At 61.5% G+C, this 19,681-nt stretch carries 18 protein-coding genes; 8 read left to right on the top strand and 10 right to left on the bottom strand.

Features of this window, described 5'->3' with window-relative positions; genetic code table 11:
* The first annotated feature begins 20 nt into the window (after positions 1-20).
* The 5 genes from JQC81_RS12280 to JQC81_RS12300 all read left to right on the top strand — a co-directional run bounded on the left by JQC81_RS12280 (position 21) and on the right by JQC81_RS12300 (position 5,595).
* A complete protein-coding gene (locus JQC81_RS12280; protein WP_203272097.1) occupies positions 21-1,151 on the top strand; it encodes a glycosyltransferase family 4 protein in 1,131 nt (376 codons plus the stop codon).
* Entirely contained in the window at positions 1,148-2,260 is a 1,113-nt protein-coding gene (locus tag JQC81_RS12285; RefSeq protein ID WP_203272098.1) for a CgeB family protein, read from the top strand. Before JQC81_RS12280 ends, JQC81_RS12285 begins: the two co-directional genes overlap by 4 nt.
* Positions 2,257-3,351, top strand: coding sequence for a CgeB family protein (locus tag JQC81_RS12290; protein WP_203272099.1), 1,095 nt, complete (start codon positions 2,257-2,259; stop codon positions 3,349-3,351). The genes JQC81_RS12285 and JQC81_RS12290 overlap by 4 nt, the downstream gene beginning before the upstream one ends.
* Positions 3,348-4,457: a CgeB family protein gene (locus JQC81_RS12295; RefSeq protein ID WP_203272100.1), complete on the top strand. Its 1,110-nt coding sequence runs from the start codon at positions 3,348-3,350 to the stop codon at positions 4,455-4,457. Before JQC81_RS12290 ends, JQC81_RS12295 begins: the two co-directional genes overlap by 4 nt.
* Positions 4,458-4,566: 109 nt before the next feature.
* Positions 4,567-5,595 carry a UDP-glucuronic acid decarboxylase family protein gene (locus JQC81_RS12300; RefSeq protein WP_203272101.1) on the top strand — a complete coding sequence of 343 codons (1,029 nt, stop codon included), beginning with the start codon at positions 4,567-4,569 and terminating at the stop codon, positions 5,593-5,595.
* 261 nt (positions 5,596-5,856) lie between these two features.
* Here JQC81_RS12300 and JQC81_RS12305 read toward each other — a convergent pair whose 3' ends face one another.
* Complete coding sequence (locus JQC81_RS12305) at positions 5,857-7,047, bottom strand: YihY/virulence factor BrkB family protein (protein WP_203272102.1); 1,191 nt, start codon at positions 7,045-7,047, stop codon at positions 5,857-5,859.
* Between the two features lie 211 nt (positions 7,048-7,258).
* Here JQC81_RS12305 and JQC81_RS12310 point away from each other — a divergent pair, with 211 nt between their 5' ends.
* Complete coding sequence (locus tag JQC81_RS12310) at positions 7,259-8,437, top strand: glycosyltransferase family 87 protein (protein ID WP_203272103.1); 1,179 nt, start codon at positions 7,259-7,261, stop codon at positions 8,435-8,437.
* A 9-nt stretch (positions 8,438-8,446) separates the two neighbouring features.
* On the opposite strand, the gene JQC81_RS12315 is transcribed toward JQC81_RS12310, so the two are convergent.
* The 7 genes from JQC81_RS12315 to JQC81_RS12345 form a co-directional block, all read right to left on the bottom strand.
* Positions 8,447-10,069 carry a DUF2339 domain-containing protein gene (locus JQC81_RS12315; RefSeq protein ID WP_203272104.1) on the bottom strand — a complete coding sequence of 541 codons (1,623 nt, stop codon included), beginning with the start codon at positions 10,067-10,069 and terminating at the stop codon, positions 8,447-8,449.
* A 2-nt stretch (positions 10,070-10,071) separates the two neighbouring features.
* Positions 10,072-11,688 (bottom strand): hypothetical protein, encoded by a 1,617-nt coding sequence (locus JQC81_RS12320; protein WP_203272105.1) that lies wholly within the window; start codon positions 11,686-11,688, stop codon positions 10,072-10,074.
* Positions 11,685-13,301: a hypothetical protein gene (locus tag JQC81_RS12325; protein WP_203272106.1), complete on the bottom strand. Its 1,617-nt coding sequence runs from the start codon at positions 13,299-13,301 to the stop codon at positions 11,685-11,687. The genes JQC81_RS12320 and JQC81_RS12325 overlap by 4 nt, the downstream gene beginning before the upstream one ends.
* A 26-nt stretch (positions 13,302-13,327) precedes the next feature.
* Positions 13,328-14,071: an SDR family oxidoreductase gene (locus JQC81_RS12330; protein WP_203272107.1), complete on the bottom strand. Its 744-nt coding sequence runs from the start codon at positions 14,069-14,071 to the stop codon at positions 13,328-13,330.
* Positions 14,071-15,405 carry an FAD-binding oxidoreductase gene (locus tag JQC81_RS12335; RefSeq protein ID WP_203272108.1) on the bottom strand — a complete coding sequence of 445 codons (1,335 nt, stop codon included), beginning with the start codon at positions 15,403-15,405 and terminating at the stop codon, positions 14,071-14,073. The genes JQC81_RS12330 and JQC81_RS12335 overlap by 1 nt, the downstream gene beginning before the upstream one ends.
* Positions 15,402-15,797, bottom strand: a complete 396-nt coding sequence (locus JQC81_RS12340; RefSeq protein ID WP_203272109.1) for a GtrA family protein — start codon at positions 15,795-15,797, stop codon at positions 15,402-15,404. Before JQC81_RS12340 ends, JQC81_RS12335 begins: the two co-directional genes overlap by 4 nt.
* A gap of 80 nt (positions 15,798-15,877) precedes the next feature.
* Complete coding sequence (locus JQC81_RS12345) at positions 15,878-17,425, bottom strand: UbiA family prenyltransferase (protein ID WP_376772399.1); 1,548 nt, start codon at positions 17,423-17,425, stop codon at positions 15,878-15,880.
* Positions 17,426-17,781: 356 nt separating this feature from the next.
* Between JQC81_RS12345 and JQC81_RS12350 the strand changes: the two genes are divergently transcribed.
* The gene (locus tag JQC81_RS12350) at positions 17,782-17,997 is read left to right on the top strand and encodes a hypothetical protein (RefSeq protein WP_203272110.1); all 216 of its coding nucleotides are present in this window, start codon (positions 17,782-17,784) and stop codon (positions 17,995-17,997) included.
* A 59-nt stretch (positions 17,998-18,056) separates the two neighbouring features.
* On the opposite strand, the gene JQC81_RS12355 is transcribed toward JQC81_RS12350, so the two are convergent.
* The gene (locus tag JQC81_RS12355; protein ID WP_203272111.1) at positions 18,057-18,293 is read right to left on the bottom strand and encodes a hypothetical protein; all 237 of its coding nucleotides are present in this window, start codon (positions 18,291-18,293) and stop codon (positions 18,057-18,059) included.
* 73 nt (positions 18,294-18,366) lie between these two features.
* Here JQC81_RS12355 and JQC81_RS12360 point away from each other — a divergent pair, with 73 nt between their 5' ends.
* On the top strand, positions 18,367-18,750 hold the full coding sequence (locus tag JQC81_RS12360) for a response regulator (RefSeq protein WP_376772398.1): 384 nt from the start codon (positions 18,367-18,369) through the stop codon (positions 18,748-18,750).
* Between the two features lie 13 nt (positions 18,751-18,763).
* Here the strand turns inward: JQC81_RS12360 and JQC81_RS12365 are convergent, their stop codons facing one another.
* Positions 18,764-19,648, bottom strand: coding sequence for an aldose 1-epimerase family protein (locus tag JQC81_RS12365; protein WP_203272113.1), 885 nt, complete (start codon positions 19,646-19,648; stop codon positions 18,764-18,766).
* Between the last annotated feature and the right edge of the window lie 33 nt (positions 19,649-19,681).

Here is a 19,681-nt window from a genome sequence, read left to right on the forward strand (position 1 = left end):
GCGCAGCGTCGAGAACTGCGATGCCCGCACCTGATGCAAAGAGCCTCCATGTGCTCATGACGGCCGATGCGGTCGGCGGGGTTTGGCAATACGCCCTCGATCTTGCCGGCGGCCTGCGAAATCACGGTGTTCGAGCAACGATTGCGGTGCTGGGACCGGCACCCTCGGCGGATCAGCAGGCCATGGCCGAAGCCGCTGGTGCGGAGCTTGTCGCAACCGGTCTGCCTCTCGAATGGACTGCATCTCACCAGGGCGAAGTGAAAGAGGCGAGCCGGTCCGTTGCGGGGCTCGCAAGACAGATCCGGCCGGATCTCATTCATCTCAACGCCCCGGCGCTGGGAGCCCATGGGCAGTTCGACGTCCCGGTCGTAGCAGTCTGCCATTCCTGCGTCGCCACTTGGTGGCAGGCAGTTAAAGGCGGGCCGCTGCCGGAGGATTTCATCTGGCGCACAGAGCTTGTGCGGCGGGGCTACGCCGCTGCAAGCAAGCTTCTTGCGCCCACCCGGGCATTCGCTCACGCAACAGCTGAAGCCTACGAGCTCCCGCAGCCTCCTGTCGTTGTGAGAAACGGCAGGCGCGCCTTGCCGGGTAAGACGAATGCTCGTTCCGAGGTTTTCGTGTTCACGGCAGGACGTCTCTGGGACGAGGGGAAGAATTTCGCTGCGATCGATCGCATGGCTGCGCGTTTGTCGATTCCGGTTCTTGCGGCCGGCCCGCTGCAGGGGCCTCACGGCGCTCAGGTCGAAGCACGTCATGCCACGCCCCTCGGACGCTTGAGCGATGAGGGTGTTGCCCGCTATCTCGGCGAGCGGCCGATCTTCGTCTCGACAGCGCTCTATGAGCCGTTCGGCCTTGCGGTGCTGGAGGCAGCCCAAGCCGGCTGCGCCCTCATCCTCTCCGACATCCCGACTTTTCGTGAGCTCTGGGAAGGCGCGGCGCTCTTCATCGATCCGCAAGACGAGAGCGCGGCTGCCGATGCAGTCGAGCGCTTGGCACAAGACTCTGACGCACGGGCCGTTCTGGGGCGTGCGGCCAAAAAGCGGGCCGAGGCTTATACCGTCGAAGCCATGAGCGAAGGCGTTCTGAACGCCTATCGATCCGCACTCGCCGGGATCTCCGATAAATTCCCCCTTGAGGGCGCTGCCGCATGAAGTTCGTCTATTTCACGCATTCTCTCGCCTCCTGCTGGAACCACGGCAACGCGCATTTTCTGCGCGGCGTGCTGCGCGATCTGGTTCATCGTGGACACGAGGTGATGGCCTATGAACCCAGGGGTGCCTGGAGTCTTGAGAACCTGCTGAAGGACCATGGCGGCGCTGGCCTCGACGCTTATCACAGTCTCTATCCCGAACTGTCGTCGACCGTCTTCGATCCCGATCTCGATCTTGAAGCGACTCTCGCCGATGCCGATGTGGTGATCGTCCATGAATGGAACGACCCCTGGCTCGTTGCCGCCATCGGCAAGGTACGCAGGCAGGGTGGCCGCTTCACGCTCCTCTTCCACGACACGCACCATCGGGCTGTGAGCGATCCCAACGCCATCCGCCAGTTCGATCTCGACGGCTACGACGGTGTCCTCGCCTTTGGCGAGACACTTGCGGAAGTGTATCGCCGCTGGGGCTGGGGCGATCGCGTTCATGTCTGGCATGAGGCCGCGGACATAAGACATTTCCATCCTCCTGCTCAGGAAGTGGAGCGGAAGGGTCTTGTCTGGATCGGCAACTGGGGCGACGACGAGCGCAGCGCCGAACTGGAGAGCTTCCTGTTCCGTCCGGCGCAGACTGTTGGCCTGCCGCTGGACATCTATGGCGTGCGCTATCCCGAGCATGCCCTCGCAACCCTCGCCCGCTACGGCGTCACTTATCGCGGCTGGCTCCCGAACGCCCGAGCGCCTGAAGTGTTTGCCCGCCACTTGGCAACCGTGCATGTGCCGCGCCGCTTCTATGTCGATATGCTGCCGGGCATTCCCACAATCCGCGTGTTCGAGGCGCTGGCTTGCGGAATCCCGCTGATCTCTGCTCCCTGGAGCGACTCGGAAGGCTTGTTCAATCCAGGCACGGATTATCTGGTTGCACAGAACGAGGCTGAGATGGAGCGCCATCTCAACGCCGTGCGCAGTGATGCCGACCTGCGCCGCTCATTGGTGGAGAATGGCCTCAATGCCATCCGCAGCCGCCATTCCTGCGCCCACCGGGCCGAACAGCTTCTTGCCATCCTCGCCACTCACGGCGCCGGAGCGCCGATGGAGATGTCCCCATGAAAATCGCCTTTTATGGCTCCAGTCTTCTCTCCTCTTATTGGAACGGTGCTGCCACATATTATCGCGGCCTGCTGAGCGATCTCGCCCGCCGTGGCCACAGCATCACCTTCTACGAACCGGATGCCTTCGACCGCCAGAAGCATCGTGACATCGAGCCGCCGGATTGGGCCGAGGTGAAGGTCTATCCCGCGACCGAAGAGGCCATGCGCTCCGTGGTGGCGGAGGCTGCGAAAGCTGACGTGGTGGTGAAGGCTTCCGGCGTCGGCGTGTTCGATAACGAGCTTCTCGAAGGTGTCGTGACCGCATCCCGCCCCGATGCCATCCGCATCTTCTGGGACGTGGATGCCCCGGCAACCCTCGCCGAACTGCGTGAAAGCCCGGATCACCCGCTCCATCGCACGATGCCGGCGCTTGATCTGGTGCTCACCTATGGCGGTGGCCCGCCGGTGATCGCGGCCTATGAGGGGTTCGGTGCCCGCCGCTGCATCCCGGTCTACAATGCCTGCGATCCGTCGACCCACCATCCGGTGCCGGCAGACGAGCGGTTCACGGCTGATCTGTCCTTCCTTGGCAATCGCCTGCCTGACCGAGAGGCCCGTGTTGAGCAGTTCTTTCTGGAACCTGCCTCCCGCCTGCCGAACCGCAACTTCCTCATTGGTGGCAATGGCTGGGAAACCAAAGGCATGCCGTCGAACGTGCGCCATATAGGCCACGTCTATACCCGCGATCACAATGCTTTCAACACGAGCCCACTGGCGGTTCTCAACATTGCCCGGGACTCGATGGCGACCACAGGCTATTCGCCCGCAACCCGCGTGTTCGAGGCGGCCGGTGCCGGCGCGTGCCTGATCACCGATGCCTGGGTCGGACTCGAACTCTTCCTGAAGGAGGGCGAGGAGGTGCTCGTGGCCCGCGACGGCGAGGATGTGGCCGATCATGTCGAGTCCCTGACGCCCGAGCGCGCCCGCGCCATCGGCGACGCCGCCCGGGCGCGCATCATGGCCGAGCACACCTATACCCGCCGCGGCGCGGAAGTGGACGCGATCCTGCGCGAGGAGGCATCCCTGAAGCGGGAAAGGAGCGTGGCGTGAGCAAGCTTCGCGTCGTCGTTCTAGGCTTGAGCCTGTCCTCGTCATGGGGAAACGGTCATGCGACGACTTTCCGGGCGCTCCTGAAAGCCTTTGCGGCACGGGGGCATGACATCCTGTTCCTCGAACGGGACGTGCCCTGGTATGCCTCCCATCGCGACCTGCAGAACCCCGAATTCTGCCAGCTTGAATTCTACACCAGCTTGGAGGACCTCAGGCGATATCGCGATGTGATCGCGGATGCGGACGCGGTCATCGTCGGTTCCTATGTGCCCGAGGGCGTCGCCGTCGGGCAATGGGTGCAGCAGACGGCAAACGGCGTGGTGGCGTTCTACGACATCGACACGCCGGTGACGCTCGCGAAGCTGGAACGGGGCGATCACGAGTATCTCACGCCTGCTCTCATCCAAGATTATGACGTCTATTTCTCCTTTACCGGCGGCCCCACCCTTGAGCACCTCATGGAGCAATACGGCTCGCCGGCCGCGCGAGCGCTGTATTGCTCCGTCGATCCGAAGGCTTATCCCGCCCTTGAGCGCGAAAAGCGGTGGGACCTCAGCTACCTTGGAACCTATAGCCCCGACCGACAGCCGACCCTCGAGCGGCTGCTGATCGAGCCGGCACGGCGTGCGCCGCATCTGCGTTTCGTCGTGGCAGGCCCGCAATATCCCGCCGACATCGACTGGCCGTCCAACGTGGAACGCATCGATCACGTCCCTCCAGGCGAGCACCCTGCCTTCTACGCCCAGAGCCGCTACACGCTCAATGTGACGCGAGCCGACATGATCCGCGCCGGCTACAGCCCGAGCGTTCGTCTCTTCGAGGCAGCGGCCTGCGGAACGCCGATCATTTCCGATATTTGGGATGGGATCGAGACCCTGCTCGAGCCGGGTCGGGACATCATCCTAGCCGAAAAGCCAGACGACGTCCTCGAGGTGCTCGGCACATGGGCCGAGACTCGGCGAAAAGCCTTGGGCGCTTCGGCACAGGGGCGGATCCTGGCCGAGCATACGGCAGCGCACCGGGCAGCCTCCATGGAGCGGGATCTTATGGAAGCAATGGACCGCTCGCGCAGGGATTCTTCTCTGGCAGTAGGGGTCGGCGCCTGACTTGTGAATAGATTCTGAAGCCGGCATTGAACCAATGCCAAGCTTCAACGTTGGACCAGAAAAGGTTTGTACCTCGGGACCTCTGTTATCGGTCTGAAGGAGCGTTCGCATGAAGAATGGCAAAAACAAGCACGTCCTTGTTGCGGGCGGTGCTGGATTCCTGGGATCCCACCTCTGCGATGCTCTTCTCAGCGAAGGCGCTCACGTCACTGCTCTCGACAATTTCCAAACAGGGCGGAAGCAGAATCTCCGCCATCTGGAGCGGGAGCCCCGTTTCGACCTCGTCGACAGCGATATCATCAAACCGTTGCCGGCTCGCCTCCGTTCCAAGCGCGTCAAGTTCGACGAGGTCTACAATCTCGCTTGCGCGGCCTCGCCGCCCCACTATCAAGCCGATCCCGAGCACACGATGCTGACGAGCGTCGTCGGAACGCATAATCTCCTGACATTCGCCGAGGGTATCGGAGCGCGCTTCTTTCTCGCGTCCACGAGCGAGATCTACGGCGACCCTGAAGTTCATCCGCAGACCGAAAGTTACTGGGGCAATGTGAACCCCACTGGCCCTCGGGCTTGCTATGACGAAGGCAAGCGTGCCGCCGAAACCCTGACCTTCGATTTTGATCGCTCCGGCCGTGCCGACGTCCGGGTTGCACGGATCTTTAACACCTATGGACCGCGCATGCGCGCCGATGACGGGCGCGTCGTCTCGAACGTGATCTGCCAAGCCCTGGCCGGCGAGGACATCACGATCTACGGGGACGGAAGTCAGACGCGTTCGTTCTGCTACGTGTCGGATCTGGTCGATGGATTTCTCCGCCTCATGGCCTATCAGGGACCGTTCCCTGGTGCAGTCAATCTCGGCAATCCGGTTGAACTGACCGTCGGCGATCTCGCCGACAAGGTTCTGGCGATGACAGGTTCGTCCTCTCGCCTCGTCACCCGGCCATTGCCGGTCGACGATCCGCGCCGCCGCCGCCCCGACATCACACGCGCCAAGCAACTCCTCGGCTGGTCTCCACGGACTTCCCTTGACGTTGGCCTGAAAGCAACGATTGCCTGGTTCTCCGATGAGAGAAGCCATGACGGCAAGTCCAATCGCACAGTGCCAGCCTTGGCGAGTGCTGTCACGATGGGCTAGGGCCTGTCCTGCCGCTTTCCCTTGTTCTCTCTTCGATCATTTCTGCGGGTGCGCTGACCTCTGTCAGCGCATTTCTTTATTGCACAAGATCCCTCCGGCTCTTTGCGAGAAGACGTCTGTGTAATCCATGCATGCCAGAGATCATTAGGAGGCGCTGAGCATTTGAGGCAGTCAAAGGACTGGGTGCCCCTCGGATTTAATCAGCGGACAAAGAAAGAGGGCGCTCCCGGAGGAGCGCCCTTCACGCCTAGCTCACGGGGATCAGCTCTTTGCGACCCCGATCGTATCCGCCATCTGCGCGCCGCGGGTGCCCATAGGCTGATGGCTGCCTTCCGTCGTGTCCTTGGCCGTCTGGTGTTCCATTTCAGCATTGATCTCGGCACCCAACAGGACAACAACGCTCGAGATCCAGATCCAGGTCATGAAGCCGATCACCGCGCCCAACGAACCATAGGTCTCGTTGTAGCTGCCGAAATTGGCCACGTACCAGGAGAACAGCATCGATACGGCAAGCCAGAGCACGGCAGCCATAAGGCCGCCCGGCGTGACCCATTTCCATTCTGCCTTGTCCCGGCTAGGGCCGTAGCGATAGACCAGCGACAATCCGAGCACGACGACCAGCAATAGGACTGGCCAGCGGGCCAGCGACAACAGCCATTCGAGGCTGCTGCCCAAGCCGAGGAAATCCAGAAGAATCGGAAGGACGACGATTCCGGTGATAGCGAGAATAATGAAGATGATGGCTCCCAAGGTGAATGAGAGGGACATCAGATTCAACTTGATGAAGCTTCTCTTCTCCTCTTCGTCATAGACGATATTGAGGGCGTCGAAGACAGCCTTCATGCCGGCATTCGCACTCCAGAGCGAGATGACGAGACCGATAACGAAGCTGAAGCCTAAGGTCCCTCCACCTTGCGAAGCGATCCGCGTGACCTGCTCGCGAACGATGTCGAGGGCGCCGCCGGGAAGGACGCCCGACAGGGTGTTGAGGTGATCCTGGAGTGACACGGGATCGGCAAAGAGGCCGTAGAGCGAGACGAGGGCGGCGATGGCTGGGAAAATGGCAAGCAGCGCATAATAGGTTACGCCGGCGGCAACGGACATCACCCGGTCCTTGCCGAATTCCTCATAGGTGCGCCAGAGGATGTCCTTCCAGCCTTGAGAAGGGATCTCGGTCGGCGTGTCCGCACTGCGCCCGCGGCCCTGCTCATTGGCCGCATGAGGTGGGGCATGCTGCTTTTGAGAGAAGCCCGTGTCGCGGTCCCGACTTTGGCTTGCGCCCTGTTGCTGAGGGTGCCGCACCGGGCGTCCGGCTGACGCCGGGGCGGGACGGCGCTCCCCGGAGGCGACAAGCCTTACAAGAGCCCAGCCGATAACCACAGCCCACATGGTTGTGGCGGCCGAGGACGATTGCCGCGTTGCAGGTTGCTGGACAGCCGGATTATCCGCCATAGTCAGACACAGCCTCACTTATCGATTGCCAGCCGGAACGGCTTGGGCTCAACCGTAAACCTTGTAAATAAGGCAGCGGTTCCAATCGGTTGCCCAGTCACCGAGGTCGGGTGACGCGGAACCCCGAGCGGAAACCTTGCAGGGATAGGTTTCCGCATGGGCTGCACTACAACCAGAAAATCTCTTTCAGCCTCGACCGTAAGGAACAGCAATGACAGCAGCGACACGCTGGGTGACGGGCCTTCTCACTCTCCTGGCGGCTCTTCTTGCGATCAACGCCGAGCTGCCCCGCATTGTCCACGAACCCGGACTGTGGGACTTCGGATCCTTCGTGGCTTCGGGGCGAGCAGCGAGTGAGGGGTTGAATCCCTATGGGATCTACCCGCTGACCCTTCGTGTGGAACTGCCAGGTTTCGAATCCTGGAATCCCAATCTCAACCCGCCGATCTCGGCGCTCCTGTTCCAAGCCTTCGATGTGGCCGATCCCTATGTGACGTACCAGGTCTGGCGCTGGATTTCCGTGATTGTCTATGCAGGGGCGGTTCTTCTTCTCGTCAGCCGGGTCAGCAATCGTGTGGAAGCATTGATCATTGCCGTGTGGGCTTTCGCGCTTGCAGGATTCTGGGACACGCTCTTTCTCGGGCAGATCTATCTGCCGCTGGTTCTCGCTGGCGTCGCTGCATGGCTGCTGCTCGAGCGCGGTGCAGGGCTCTGGGCGGGGCTCCTCATCGGAGTTGTTGTGGCCATGAAACCGAATTTTCTGGTTTGGCCCGTGCTTCTTCTGCTGTCGGGACATCATCGGTCGGCGATCGTTGCCTTCGGCACGGCAGGCGTTATCAGCCTGATCCCGCTGGTGATCTATGGGCCCGAGGTCTACCGCCAGTGGTTCGAACTGGTTGCTGCAGACGGAAGCCGGGCTCTCTTCCTTACGAACGGGTCCTTTGCCGGTCTCGCTGCGCGGGCTGGCGTCCCGGCCCTCGGTCTCGTGCTCGGCTTCCTTCTCCTGGCAGGGCTGGCAGCCTGGGCTTGGTGGCGGCGACCCGATGTTCTCACGGTCAGCGCCTTGGCGCTGCTCGCATCAGTCTTGGCCTCGCCGCTCGGCTGGATTCACTACACGCTGTTCCTGCTTCCCGTGATCGTGAGGCACTGGCACCGGCCGGCCATGCGTCTCGTTGCCCTCCTGCTCATCGTTCCGGTGCCCTTCATCATCGATCAGTTGGGCAAGCCGGCTTGGGTCCAGCTGACAATGGGGTCCGTGTATGGCTGGGCGCTGGTGCTGTGTCTTGCGATCCTCATAGCCGATGAGTGGCGCCGCATCCGACAGAATGAGCAGCGGGCATCGGCCGCGATGCCGCTGCCCCAGGGCCATTACAGGCCAAGCGCCTCTTGAGGCGAGCTGTCAGCCGCCGGTCGAAGGCGGGATCTCCTGCTCTTCTTGCTCGTCCTCGGGCGACCGGCTGACAGTTTCCGCAGGCTCGCGCAGGACATAGACCTTCCAGTCCTTCGTTTCCTTCTCAAGGTCGTAATGGTTGGACAGGTAGTCTGCATAGATCTGGCGCAAGCCTTCGGCAGTCGCGAATTCTATCGGCCATTTCGGCTCCATCACGACGCGGACGTCCTGAAAGAGTGTTTCAGGAGGGAGATGGTGGTGCTCGTTGATCGTGCGTCCCCAATGATGCCACGTGCTGTCGCCCCGCGGTGGCGCAAGGCCGAGACCTGCCGAGAAGGGGCCTACGAAATCGAGAACGTGGACTCGGTCAGCCTCAGTGCCAAGCGGAGAAAGGGCCCGAGCCCCGTCACCGAGGCTTTCAAGATAACGGGAGAAGACCGGGTAGTTGTCTTCCGTCCACAACTGCACGAGCCTCACGCGATCGAGTCTTGGCAAGGGCACCGCTTGACCCTGGCTCGTGGAGGCCAGAGCGGCATGAAGGCCAAGGGTTGCGGCATGATGGACGCTGCTGGGCAGGATGAAGGCAAGCAGCAGAAGTTGCGTGCCTGCGGCGAGGGATGAAGCCGTCCTGGTATCCGGTTGCGGCAGAGATCGAGCCAGCAGTTCCGCCGCGACGGCCGCGCCGGCAGGAAGGGTGACGATGCCCCAGACCTGAAAATTCTGCATGATCAGCATGTAGCCGGAGCCAGCGCAGAATCCGTAGAAGAGAAAGTCCCGGACACTCCGCGTGCGCCAGAGCGCGAGAGCGGCGAAGAGGGCAAACACAGTATATTCGGAGAGATTTCTGAGAAACACCGAGACGAGTTCATCCAATGACTTGAAGCTGCCGCTCACTCCACCCGCCAGAAGCAGATCGTCGATGTGGGCTTCGGTTGCATCCCAGAACGATTCAATCAGCAGACCGCCTGCCAGAACCATGCCGAATGCAGCCAATGCCCATCGCCGCTGCTGCGAGTCGAGCAGCATCAGGGTGAGAAAGCCGAGCGCCACCAATCCGTAGCTGAGCTTCATGTACAGCATGAGGAGCGTCAGCGAGGCCGCACAGACGGCATCGAGTACGCTTTGAAAGGGGCGGTGGTGGAGCGGCCGGAGGTACAGGATCAAAAGAAAGCCGAGAGCCGCCCAGCCGACTCGGTTGTAGAACATGCCGAAGGAGAGGCCGGCAATGCTCTCGCCCAAGTTGATGGGAACGGCTGCGACCAGGATCAGAAAGATGGAAAAGGGCAGGGCAATCGCAGGCCTCAGGCGCGAGCTGACGATATGGGCCGCGGCGAGTGCCATCATGAGAACCAGAAGAGCCATGCCGGTAGGCATGGCTCCGCCCAGGTGGCCGGAGATCCAGTAACCCAGGGCCGGCACGTAATAGACGAGCGGGCCGAGGGCCGTATGGAAGTCCCGATTTGGGACCTGCCCTTCGCTCACGCGATGCACGCCATCGAGGAAGATGAACAAATCGTTCAGGTAGCGTGTTGTGACCGTTTGGCCCGGCACGGCAAGCAGCAGGGCGCAGATTGCCGCCACAGCAATAATGAGCGCCGCCACGGATGCCGGGCGTACCTTCGATACGTTCATGGTCACATTCCATCCCCAGCGCCAACACGGGATGGCTGCGCATGTTCCAGCGGTTGTCCGACGCTGCTGAGCATGCTCGCTTCACGGCGCTTGTACACAGTCCATAGATCGGTACGGCGAATGGGATCAAATGCCTCTCGGATGTAAGCGCCGTAGAGATTGCGAAGCGGGATGCCGTTGATGCCAGCCTTAGGCACCATCAGCACATCGACTTCTCCGAGCAACTGCTCCGGAGGCAGGTGGTGGACGTCGTTGACGTTGCGCCCCCAGTGGAGCCAGGCGTAGTCGCCACGAGAGGGCGGCAGGCTCATGCCCGCCGAAAAAGGATTGGCGAAATCCAGGACCGAGACGTTTTCGGGCTTTACGGGAAGTTCGTTCAGGAGCCGCGCGCCTTCGCGGACGCTCACGAGATAGTCGTCCATGAAACCGCGGTCGCCCGGCATCCAAAGACTGGTCAGCCTGAGTTCACCGAAACGAGGTAATCCGAAAGGCTCTCCCACTCGTGCCAGGGCTGCGACGGTATGAACGCCGAGCGCCATGAAGCAGTGAAGGGCTGTCGGCAGGAGAAAGGCCAGCAGCAAAAGCGGAGCCCCTCGGGCTAAGATCCCCCTCTCTTCCCGATTGTCGAGACGGCGGGAGCGCAGCAGCAACTCCGTCGCGACGGCCGCGCCGGAAAACACTGTCATGATGCCCCAGGGCTGAGAGTTCTGGCTCTGAATGATCAGGCCGGGACCCGCGCAAATTCCGAAGAACAACAGATCGCGAAGGCTGCGGGAGCGCCAAAGCACCAGGCCGGCGAAAATCCCCAGGATCACATAGTCAGCCAGATGGCGAATGAAAGCCAGCGACAGATCAACGATGCCGCGGCCTCCACTCACCCGGCCAGCAAGCGCGAGATCCTGAAGATGAATGAGCGAGGATTGCCAGACGGCCTCGATGAGGAGCGCTGAGAGGAAGATCAGGCCTAAAGACCACAGCACCCAACGACGCTGGCGGATGTCGAACAGCATGAAGGCGATAAAGGCGAGCGCCACGAGACCATAGGTGGCTTTGGTGTAGAGCATGCTCAAGGTGAGAACCGCAGCGCAGAGTGCGTCGAGCAGATTTTGACGGCCGCGGATCTGCCTGGGCTCAAGATACATCACGAGAAGGAGGCTGAGAGCGGCCCATCCGATCCGGTTGTAGAACATTGCAAACGAGAGGGATGCGATGCTCTCGCCGAGATTCATGGGAACGGCCACGATCAGGAGCAGGAACACCCCATAGGGAATTGCCACCACCGGCTGGAGCCGGGAACCGAGGATGTGGATCATCGGCAGGGCAAGCGCGACGGTCATGGCCGCCATGGCTGCCGGCATCGCGCCGCCCATGCTGCCGGAGATCCAGTATCCGAGAGCCGGCACATAGAAGGAGAGTGGGCCCAGGGCGCTGTGGAAGTCGCGGTTGGGAACCTGCCCGGACGCAATCCGATGTACACCGTCGAGAAAGATGAACAGGTCGTTGAGATAGGCGGTTGTGACCGTCTGGCCCGGCAGCGCGAGGAGCAGCCCAAAAGCGGCCGCCGCACAGAGGAGCGTGCCGGATGTCCAGGGTATCGGCCGTTCGGAGTGCGCCGTCATGAACGGCCGTCCAGGTGCAAGGCAGCCTCAGGGATCGAGGGAGCGCGGCGCCGATGCAGCTTCCAATGCTGCGTCTCGCCGGCGGCGTCGAAATGGGCTGCGATGTAGGGACCGTAGATAGCTTGAAGCTGTGGCAGCGGTCCTTTCGCAGCATCCGGGCTGTCGGAGAGTTTCCGCTCCATCACGAGCTGCACATCGGCCAGCAGCGTCTCAGGCGGGATATAGCTCGTGTTGCCGAGGGTGCGGTCCCATTGCAGCCAGGGCGTATCGCCTCGCGCCGGGGGAGCGTTGAGCGCCATCGAGAATGCGTTACCCTGATCGAGCACGAAGATCCGGCTCGGCTTCGGCTCAAGCTGCGATAATGCGTTAAATCCGTCACGCAGAACCTCGTGATAGGCAGTGGCTGTATCGTAGTCGCTCCATGTCCAGAGGTTCGCGACTCGGATTTGCTCCATATTGGGAAGCGGGACAGCGATGCCTGCCCTGACACTCGCGGCAGCCGTGTGAAGGCCGAGTGCCGCCAGGCAGTAAATAATAGTGGGCAGCACGACGGCAAGGAAGAGCAGCCTCGCGCCCGCGGCCGTCGACCAGCTCCCATGATCGACCCCTTGTGGTCGGCGGCTCTCAGATCGTAGAATCGTCTCTGCAGCGACAGCCGCCGCGCCATGAAGCATGATGATGCCCCAGGCCTGAAAGTTCTGATTGATGATCAGAAACCCTGCTACGGCACAAAAGGCATAGAACAGCAGATCCCTAACGCTGCGGGTGCGGTACAGGGCTATCCCGGCGAACAGGAACAGCAGAATATAGTCCGTGAGGTTCACGAGGATGTGATCCACGATCTGCCCCCAGGTGCCCCGCAGCCCGCCGTCCAAAGCAAATGCCAGCCGCAGATCAGCCAGATGAGCCAGTGACGATTGCCAGATGAGTTCGATGCTCAACGCAGCGAGGAGTGTAGCTCCCATGGCACCGGCAGACCAGCGGCGTTGCTGCCGGTCGGAGAGCACGAGCAGAGGAAACGCGAGCGCCACAACCCCATAGCTGAGCTTCGTGTAGAGCATCAGCAGAGTCAGAACAGTTGCGCAGGCCGTATCCAGGATGGTCTGCCGGCGATCGATGCGGACCGGGCGGAGATACATCACGAGGAGCACGCCCAAGGCAGCCCAGCCGATCCGGTTGTAGAACTTGGCGAAAGACAGGGAGGTGATGCCCTCGCCGAGATTGACGGGCACCGCCAGGATCAGGAGCAGGAAGAGCCCGTATGGGATGGCAATGAAAGGATGAAGCCGCGAGCTGAGAACATGCGCCATTGGCAGGGCGACCAGAAGAGTGATCAGGGCCATGGCAGTGGGCATGGTTCCGCCGAGCGTTCCCGATAGAGCGTAACCTGCAGCCGTCAGATAATAAGCAAAAGGACCCAGAGGCGTGTGAAAATCCTGGTTCGGCACCTGGCCTGCGGCAACCCGGTAGGCACCATCCAGAATGACGAAGAGATCGTTCAGGTAGCGCGTCGTGACGGTTTGTCCGGGCAGGGCGAGTAGCAGGGCAAGGAGGGCCGCGGCTACGAGCAGAATCGGACCCACCTTCATGGGGCGCTCAGTCCAGAGCCGCATGGTTCCTGTCCTCCGTGCGTCAGGTTTTAGAGGCGCAAGCGCTTGAAGAAACGCTCGGGAATGCTCCCGATCGCCATCATGACGGGGCGCCAGATCGGGCGCACGTAAATTACGTCACGGCCGCTCTTCTCGGCTGCCGCGAAGATGGCGCGTCCGACCTCGCCGGGCTCCGCGGTCAGAACAGGAGGCAGCTTCATGCCGGCCGTCATCTGCGTGCGCACGAAACCGGGCTTGACCGTCACCACCCGCAGGCCCTTGGGCGCCAAGCGGTTGCGGAGGCCTGACAGAAACGCGGTAAAGCCCGCCTTGGCGGCGCCGTACAGATAGTTGGATCCACGACCGCGATCGCCCGCCACGGAACTTACGCCCACGAGGGTGCCGGATCCACGTGCCAGGAAACGCTCCGCAAACAATCCGAGCAGGAGCGCCGGGCCCTCGAAGTTGGTTCGCAGCAGGAGGGATGCGTGGACCATATCGGTCTGGCCCTTCGCCTGATCACCCAGTTCGCCGACGACGCACACCACCGTATCCGGCAGTGTCGGCAGGCTGTTGGTAAAGCTGTCGAAACTGCCGGTGTCGAGAATGTCGAGCCTGTGCACGGTCACCTCAGTGCCGGTACGGGCACGGATATCGTCGGCGTTGCGACGGGCTTCCTCCTCGTTCCGGGCGGCGAGCTGCACGTACCATCCGGCTTGAGCGTAGTGAAGTGCCGTGGCGCGCCCGATATCGGAGGTGCCGCCGACCAGGAGAAGGGTTTTCGAAGGTTGCATCAGATGCCCAGCCGTACCGACAGACGCGAAGAAATCCGGTCGGTCGCCCCGATGGCCCGCCGCAGGTCGCGAAAGCGGGACAATCCAGGATAACCGGCCTCGAAGGTTGCAGGCGATTGCCGTGCGTCCTTGGCTAGATAGAGCCGCCCCCCGGCTTCGACCACCAAGCGGTCAAGCTCATTGAGCAGGGGGAAAACATCGTCGCTCACAGGTAGGTCGAGGGTCAGAGTGAAGCCTTCGAGCGGGAACGAGAGATCGCCATGGCTTGCGCCCAGCTGCTTGAGCACGGCTAGGAAAGACGCGTTGTCGTGCTTGGAGACGCGCTCAAGCATGCTGCCCAGAACCGCTTGCGCCTGCGCCGTGGGGATGACGCATTGATACTGCAGGAAGCCGCGCCGCCCATATATCCGGTTCCAACTGCTGATCCCATCGAGGGGAAAGAAATAGGGGTTCCAATGAACCAGGAAAGGATAGCCGGATTTCACCGCTCCTGCCCGGAAGTACAGTTCGTTGAAGGCGGACACCGACAAGCGGTTGAGGGTGAAGGAGGGCAGCTCGAGCGGAACGCCCAGGCTACCGAGCTTGGAAGGGGGATAGGGCTCGGCTCCAGGCCGTAGGGCATCGATGTCGCGCCGAGTGGCATGCTCCGCCGCAAAGACCAGCGAACGGCCCAGCGAAGCGCCACTGGCCAGGCAGTCGATCCAGGCTACCGAATAGGTGGCGCGGCTCGTCTCCTGCAGGGCTCGGATGGCGCCGTCGAGATTGCGAGCAACGGTGGTTGTCTGGCGCATCCACCCGGTCTCGGTGGGCCGGAGGCGGAAGGTGGCATCGAGGATGGTGCCCGTGAGCCCCATCCCGCCGATTGTAGCCGACAGGAGCTCGGGATTTTCATCACGGGAGCAGGTGACGACGCCTCCATCCGGCAGGGCCAGGGTCAGGCTTTCCACGTGGTCGCCGAACCCGCCGTCCCGATGGTGGTTCTTGCCGTGAACATCCGAGGCGATCATGCCCCCGATGGTGACGAACTTGGTGCCCGGCACGACGGGAGGAAAGAAGCCTCTGGGGACAACAACATCGAGCAGGTCGGAGAGGAGGACGCCTGCTTCCACCTGGATGCGGCCTGTCGCCTGATCGAAGGCCCGGATGCGATCAAGCCCCTGGGTCATGAGGGTGACCCGCTCTCCGATGGCGGCATCGCCATAGGCGCGACCATTGCCGCGGGCCACCAGCCCGGTCCGGGAGGCCATCAGGGAGGGGAGGGCTTTGGGGGACGCGGGGCTGAGTGTCTCTGACGGATGGCGGGGGTAGCGTCCCCAACCGGCGAGTTCCGTCATGCCTGTCGCTCCTTGAACACGAAGGTTCGATCCAGAATGAACTTGGCGGCATAGCCGATGGCAAGTCCAATCACCGCGCCGGTATATTTTGCCAGATCCGTCTTCCAGATCATCCAGAAGGCGACCTCGAAACCCCAGAAGACCAGGGTGGTCAGGACGCTGAAGGCACCATAGAGGGTGATCTTCTGGAACTCCTGCCGATGACCGCCATAGTCATCGTCGAACACCCACTTCTTGTCGAGCACGTATTTGAGGATGAAGCCGGCGGCCGTTCCCATCAGGATCGATAGAGCCAAGGGGGCAACCGGCGCGATCCGGATGACGATCTCCTGGGTGACCAGATTGACCAGCGTCGCGATGACGGCGAACAGAACATAGCGGACGAACATCATCGTCCTCCATCTCCCTTGAGGTTTCGAAGAATTGCTCGAAAAGGGCTTGTGCCCTCGATCGCTTGCCGATGGGACATGGACTAGACGGCAGCCACGATCAGGGCGAAGGCGGCAGCCACCGTCAGAAGACTGCCCCTGTCCTTGATAGCAAACACCACGGGATCGTCATCCATGATCCGCCGCCCGGCGAGCATCAGGGCACGGGCAATCCAGAACATCAGAAGCGGGCCCACGAGCCAGAGGAGCTGAGGGCGCGAATAGAGCTCGTTCACGCTGTCGCTTGAGATATAGAGCGCCAGGATCGTGACCGCGTTGAAACCGGCCGCCGCAGCCAGGGCCGCCACGATGTCCAGATCGCTGTTCTTGTAGTCACGGCTTGTCGGATCCGGGAGGTTGGCGTCCCGCCGGGCCGCCAGTTCCACGTAGCGCTTGATCAGGGCCAGAGACATGAAGATCATCATGCTGAAGGCAATCAGCCATTCCGACACAGCGACAGAGGCCGCAACGGCGCCGCCGATCACCCTAACCGAGTAAAGGCCTGCCAGGGTGATTACGTCGACCACCATCATGCGCTTGAGCACGAAGGAATAGGCGGTGGTGAGGGCAAAGTAGCCGAGCAGCACTCCTAGAAACGGCAGCGACACCGCTGACCCGACAGCCAAGGCTGCGAGGAAGAGAACCGGGATGGCGATCGCGCCGTGCATCAGGGGAATGGCGCCGCTCGGCAGGGGACGCCTGCATTTGCTGCGATGCCCCCGATCATCCTGCAGATCCACAAGATCGTTGAGGATGTAGATGCTCGAGGCGCAGAGCGAGAAGGCGACGAACGCCAGCAGGGCCTGGGTGACGGCTTCAAGCGTGAAGAGATGAGCCGCCAGGAGCGGTAGGAAGATGAGCGTGTTCTTGGCATATTGATGCATGCGCAGCATCTTGGCCCAGGTCCGCCACGTCGGGTGCGTATGGGTCAGGTGCTCTGCATCGGGGCATTGGCGGGCAAGCCTTTTTCGCACCCCGGCAGGGGTGCGGATGGCAATCGACCTGTCAGCCTTCTCCCAGACAGGGAGATCGGCGGCATCATTGCCGACATAGTCGAAACCGCGCTCCCCAAAGGCCTCGACGAGCTGCTGAGCTTTCCTATGGCCGGCCAGATTGGTGGTCTCGTTGGACGCGAACCATCCGGTAAAAAGGCCGAGGTGATCGGCGATGCTCTCCACCAAACGCTGATGGCTGGCGGAAGCGAGGTAAACCGGGCGTCCTTCAGCTCTGGCCTTCCGGATGAGGCTCAGGACCTCTGGGTCGTAGGGCAACGTTCCCGGATCGAAATCGACGGGTTCGGACAGGCGGTGCTTCAGGGCGGCCTTGCCACGGGAGAGCGCCATCAGCATGTCGACAATGGATTGCGGACGGCGGCCTAGCTCCGAGAAGGCGGTCTCAATCAGCAGGTCGGAGGCAATCAGGGTGCCGTCGAGATCCACCACGAGAGGACGAGATCCCTCCTGCTTGGGCGTTTCGATCTCAAGGGTTGTCCAATGCGCCTCATCCCTTTCATACTGGCGCTCGGAACGCTCATGAGTGCGGAGATTGCGGGCACGCTGGGGCAAGGTCTGCGATTTGAGTTCAGATTGCACCAAGAGCCCGTGCTCCCTTTTTGAAAGTCATCAAAGAACGTGTGTTCGCCCATTTGGCCGTTGAGTACATGGAGCGCAGTCTCTCCACGCCAAGCCATTTCCGTTCCTTTCCGCCAATGAGCATCGTCAACTGGCTGATTGGGCTCGTCGTTGCATGGCAATCGGGCAGAACTTGACTGCAAACCAACAAACGCGGCTGTAAAAAGTTTCATGAATGGTTTGTTATGTGAGCCTGAAACTTGGGTCCGAAGAAGCAACAGGGGCCGGCCAGTGGCATAAAACGTTAACCATCGCTTTTAACTAGGCCGCAAGGATGTTGGGCCAGTGTTTGTCTCAATCCACGAGGAGGATTTGAGATGGACGAGTGGTCAGGACGTAAGTGGGAGCCTGTTACCGAGGAGCGGCTGCTCCGGGCAATCGACGTCCTCGTCGACATTGCCAAAGAGCATGGGCCAGCCTTCGACCCGGTTCTGGAGACGGTGAGGCAGGAGCTTCACGATTTCCGCCGCCGGCATTCAGCCACCGGACAGGTCGAGCATGAGACGGAAGTTCTCCTCCGCAAAGCCGGCTAAGTCATCCTGCATGGCGCTTCGTCAAGATTGCCTGCGGTGACCCTCTGTGGACGTCTCGATCAGACAGGCCGTAACTGCTCTTCACGGACGAGACGCGCGGGGCCATCATGGGTTCCTCGCACGTGGTATTGAAAGCCTGCCTGATCCGCTGGAAGGACGCGGGTGACCTCCCATACGTCGTCAGGGCGCGTCACTTCGGTGGTTGTCACCATGTTCAGAAAAGCCTCGACCGTATTGGTACTTGCCAGCTTGACCAAATGCACCCGGTCCCCGACCTTGAACTTGTGCGACGTCATGGCGCGATCCCCCGCTCGATAACCACCTGAGCAGTAGGAACTAACATAGGTTAGTTTCGTTCCACGCATCATGATGAACAGCTATTCACACAGCTCTCCTGTCGTTCTGCTGGTCGAGGATGAACCGCTTGTCCGCATGGCAGCGGCCGACGATCTGCAGGATGCCGGCTTTCACGTTCTTGAGGCTGCCAATGCCGATGTGGCGCTGGCGGTTCTTGAATCGTGCTCCGACGACGTGCAGGTTCTCTTCACGGACATCGACATGCCGGGTTCCATGAACGGGCTGGACCTAGCCGAGAACGTCCAGCAGCGTTGGCCGCACATTTCGCTCCTGATTTCATCGGCTTATCATCGCCCGAGCCCCGAGACACTGCCCGATGATGGACGGTTCGTACCGAAGCCTTATTGCAGCGACGATGTCGTCCAGCAGATCCGCGACCTCGTGACGAGCCATTGATCCTGAACTGCCATCATACGGATTGCAGCACCGGAGGCTTGACGGTCACGGTGATTGCAAAGTGGCGGGTTTCTCCAGGCTGGAGAGAAACAGTTCCTGGCTTGTCTGAGAAGTCGCCCGCGAAATCCTGCGGATCTGCGTGACCCTGCCAGGGCTCGAGGCAGATGAAACCTGCTCCCGGCTTAGTCCAGATTCCTAAGTGCGGCATGTCAGGAAAGTCGACGCGAAGCGAAGCGCCACCACGTGCGCCGTACTCGACGGAGCGGCTCTTGAGCTGATCGAACACCAGAGCATCCGCCCCGAAGAGATCGTCACGCAATGCAAGAGTGCGGCCCTGCACGGGGGACGGTTCAGGCTCTCGCTTGATCAGGCCTTCGAGAGGTCGACGGATCGGTGCCGCCTCCTCCTGCTCGAACCAGATCTCATGAGCATCGCGCGGGGCACCATAAGGCAGCGGCCACCTAAAAGCCGGGTGGAAGCCGAACGAAACAGGCATGCCGGAGGGGCCGGTGTTTGTCACGCCCGCGGCGACGCTCAAAGTGGCGTTCTCAACCGCATAGATCACATCGAGCTGGAAAGGAAAGGGATAGCGCGAAAGCGTGGCTTCATTGGAACGGAGCTGGAAGCGGCATTGGGATGGATTGATTTCCTTTATCTCAAAGCGGGATGTCCGGGCAAAGCCATGCCTCGGCAGTTCATATTCCGAGCCATTGACACGAATGCGATCATCCCTCACGCGCCCAACAATCGGAAAGAGCAGGGGAGAGCGCCCGGTCCAGAAGGCAGGATCTCCGTCCCACAACCAGTCACGTCCCTGCTCATCCTGAAGCCGAATGAGTTCAGCGCCTTCGGCAGATACCTGCGCTCGCAGCTGTGAACTGGAGATGACGACGCTCATTCTTCTGGCTCCCTTTCCCGCGCTGCCGATCTT

Source organism: Microvirga arabica (assembly GCF_016811235.1).
Taxonomy (GTDB): domain Bacteria; phylum Pseudomonadota; class Alphaproteobacteria; order Rhizobiales; family Beijerinckiaceae; genus Microvirga; species Microvirga arabica.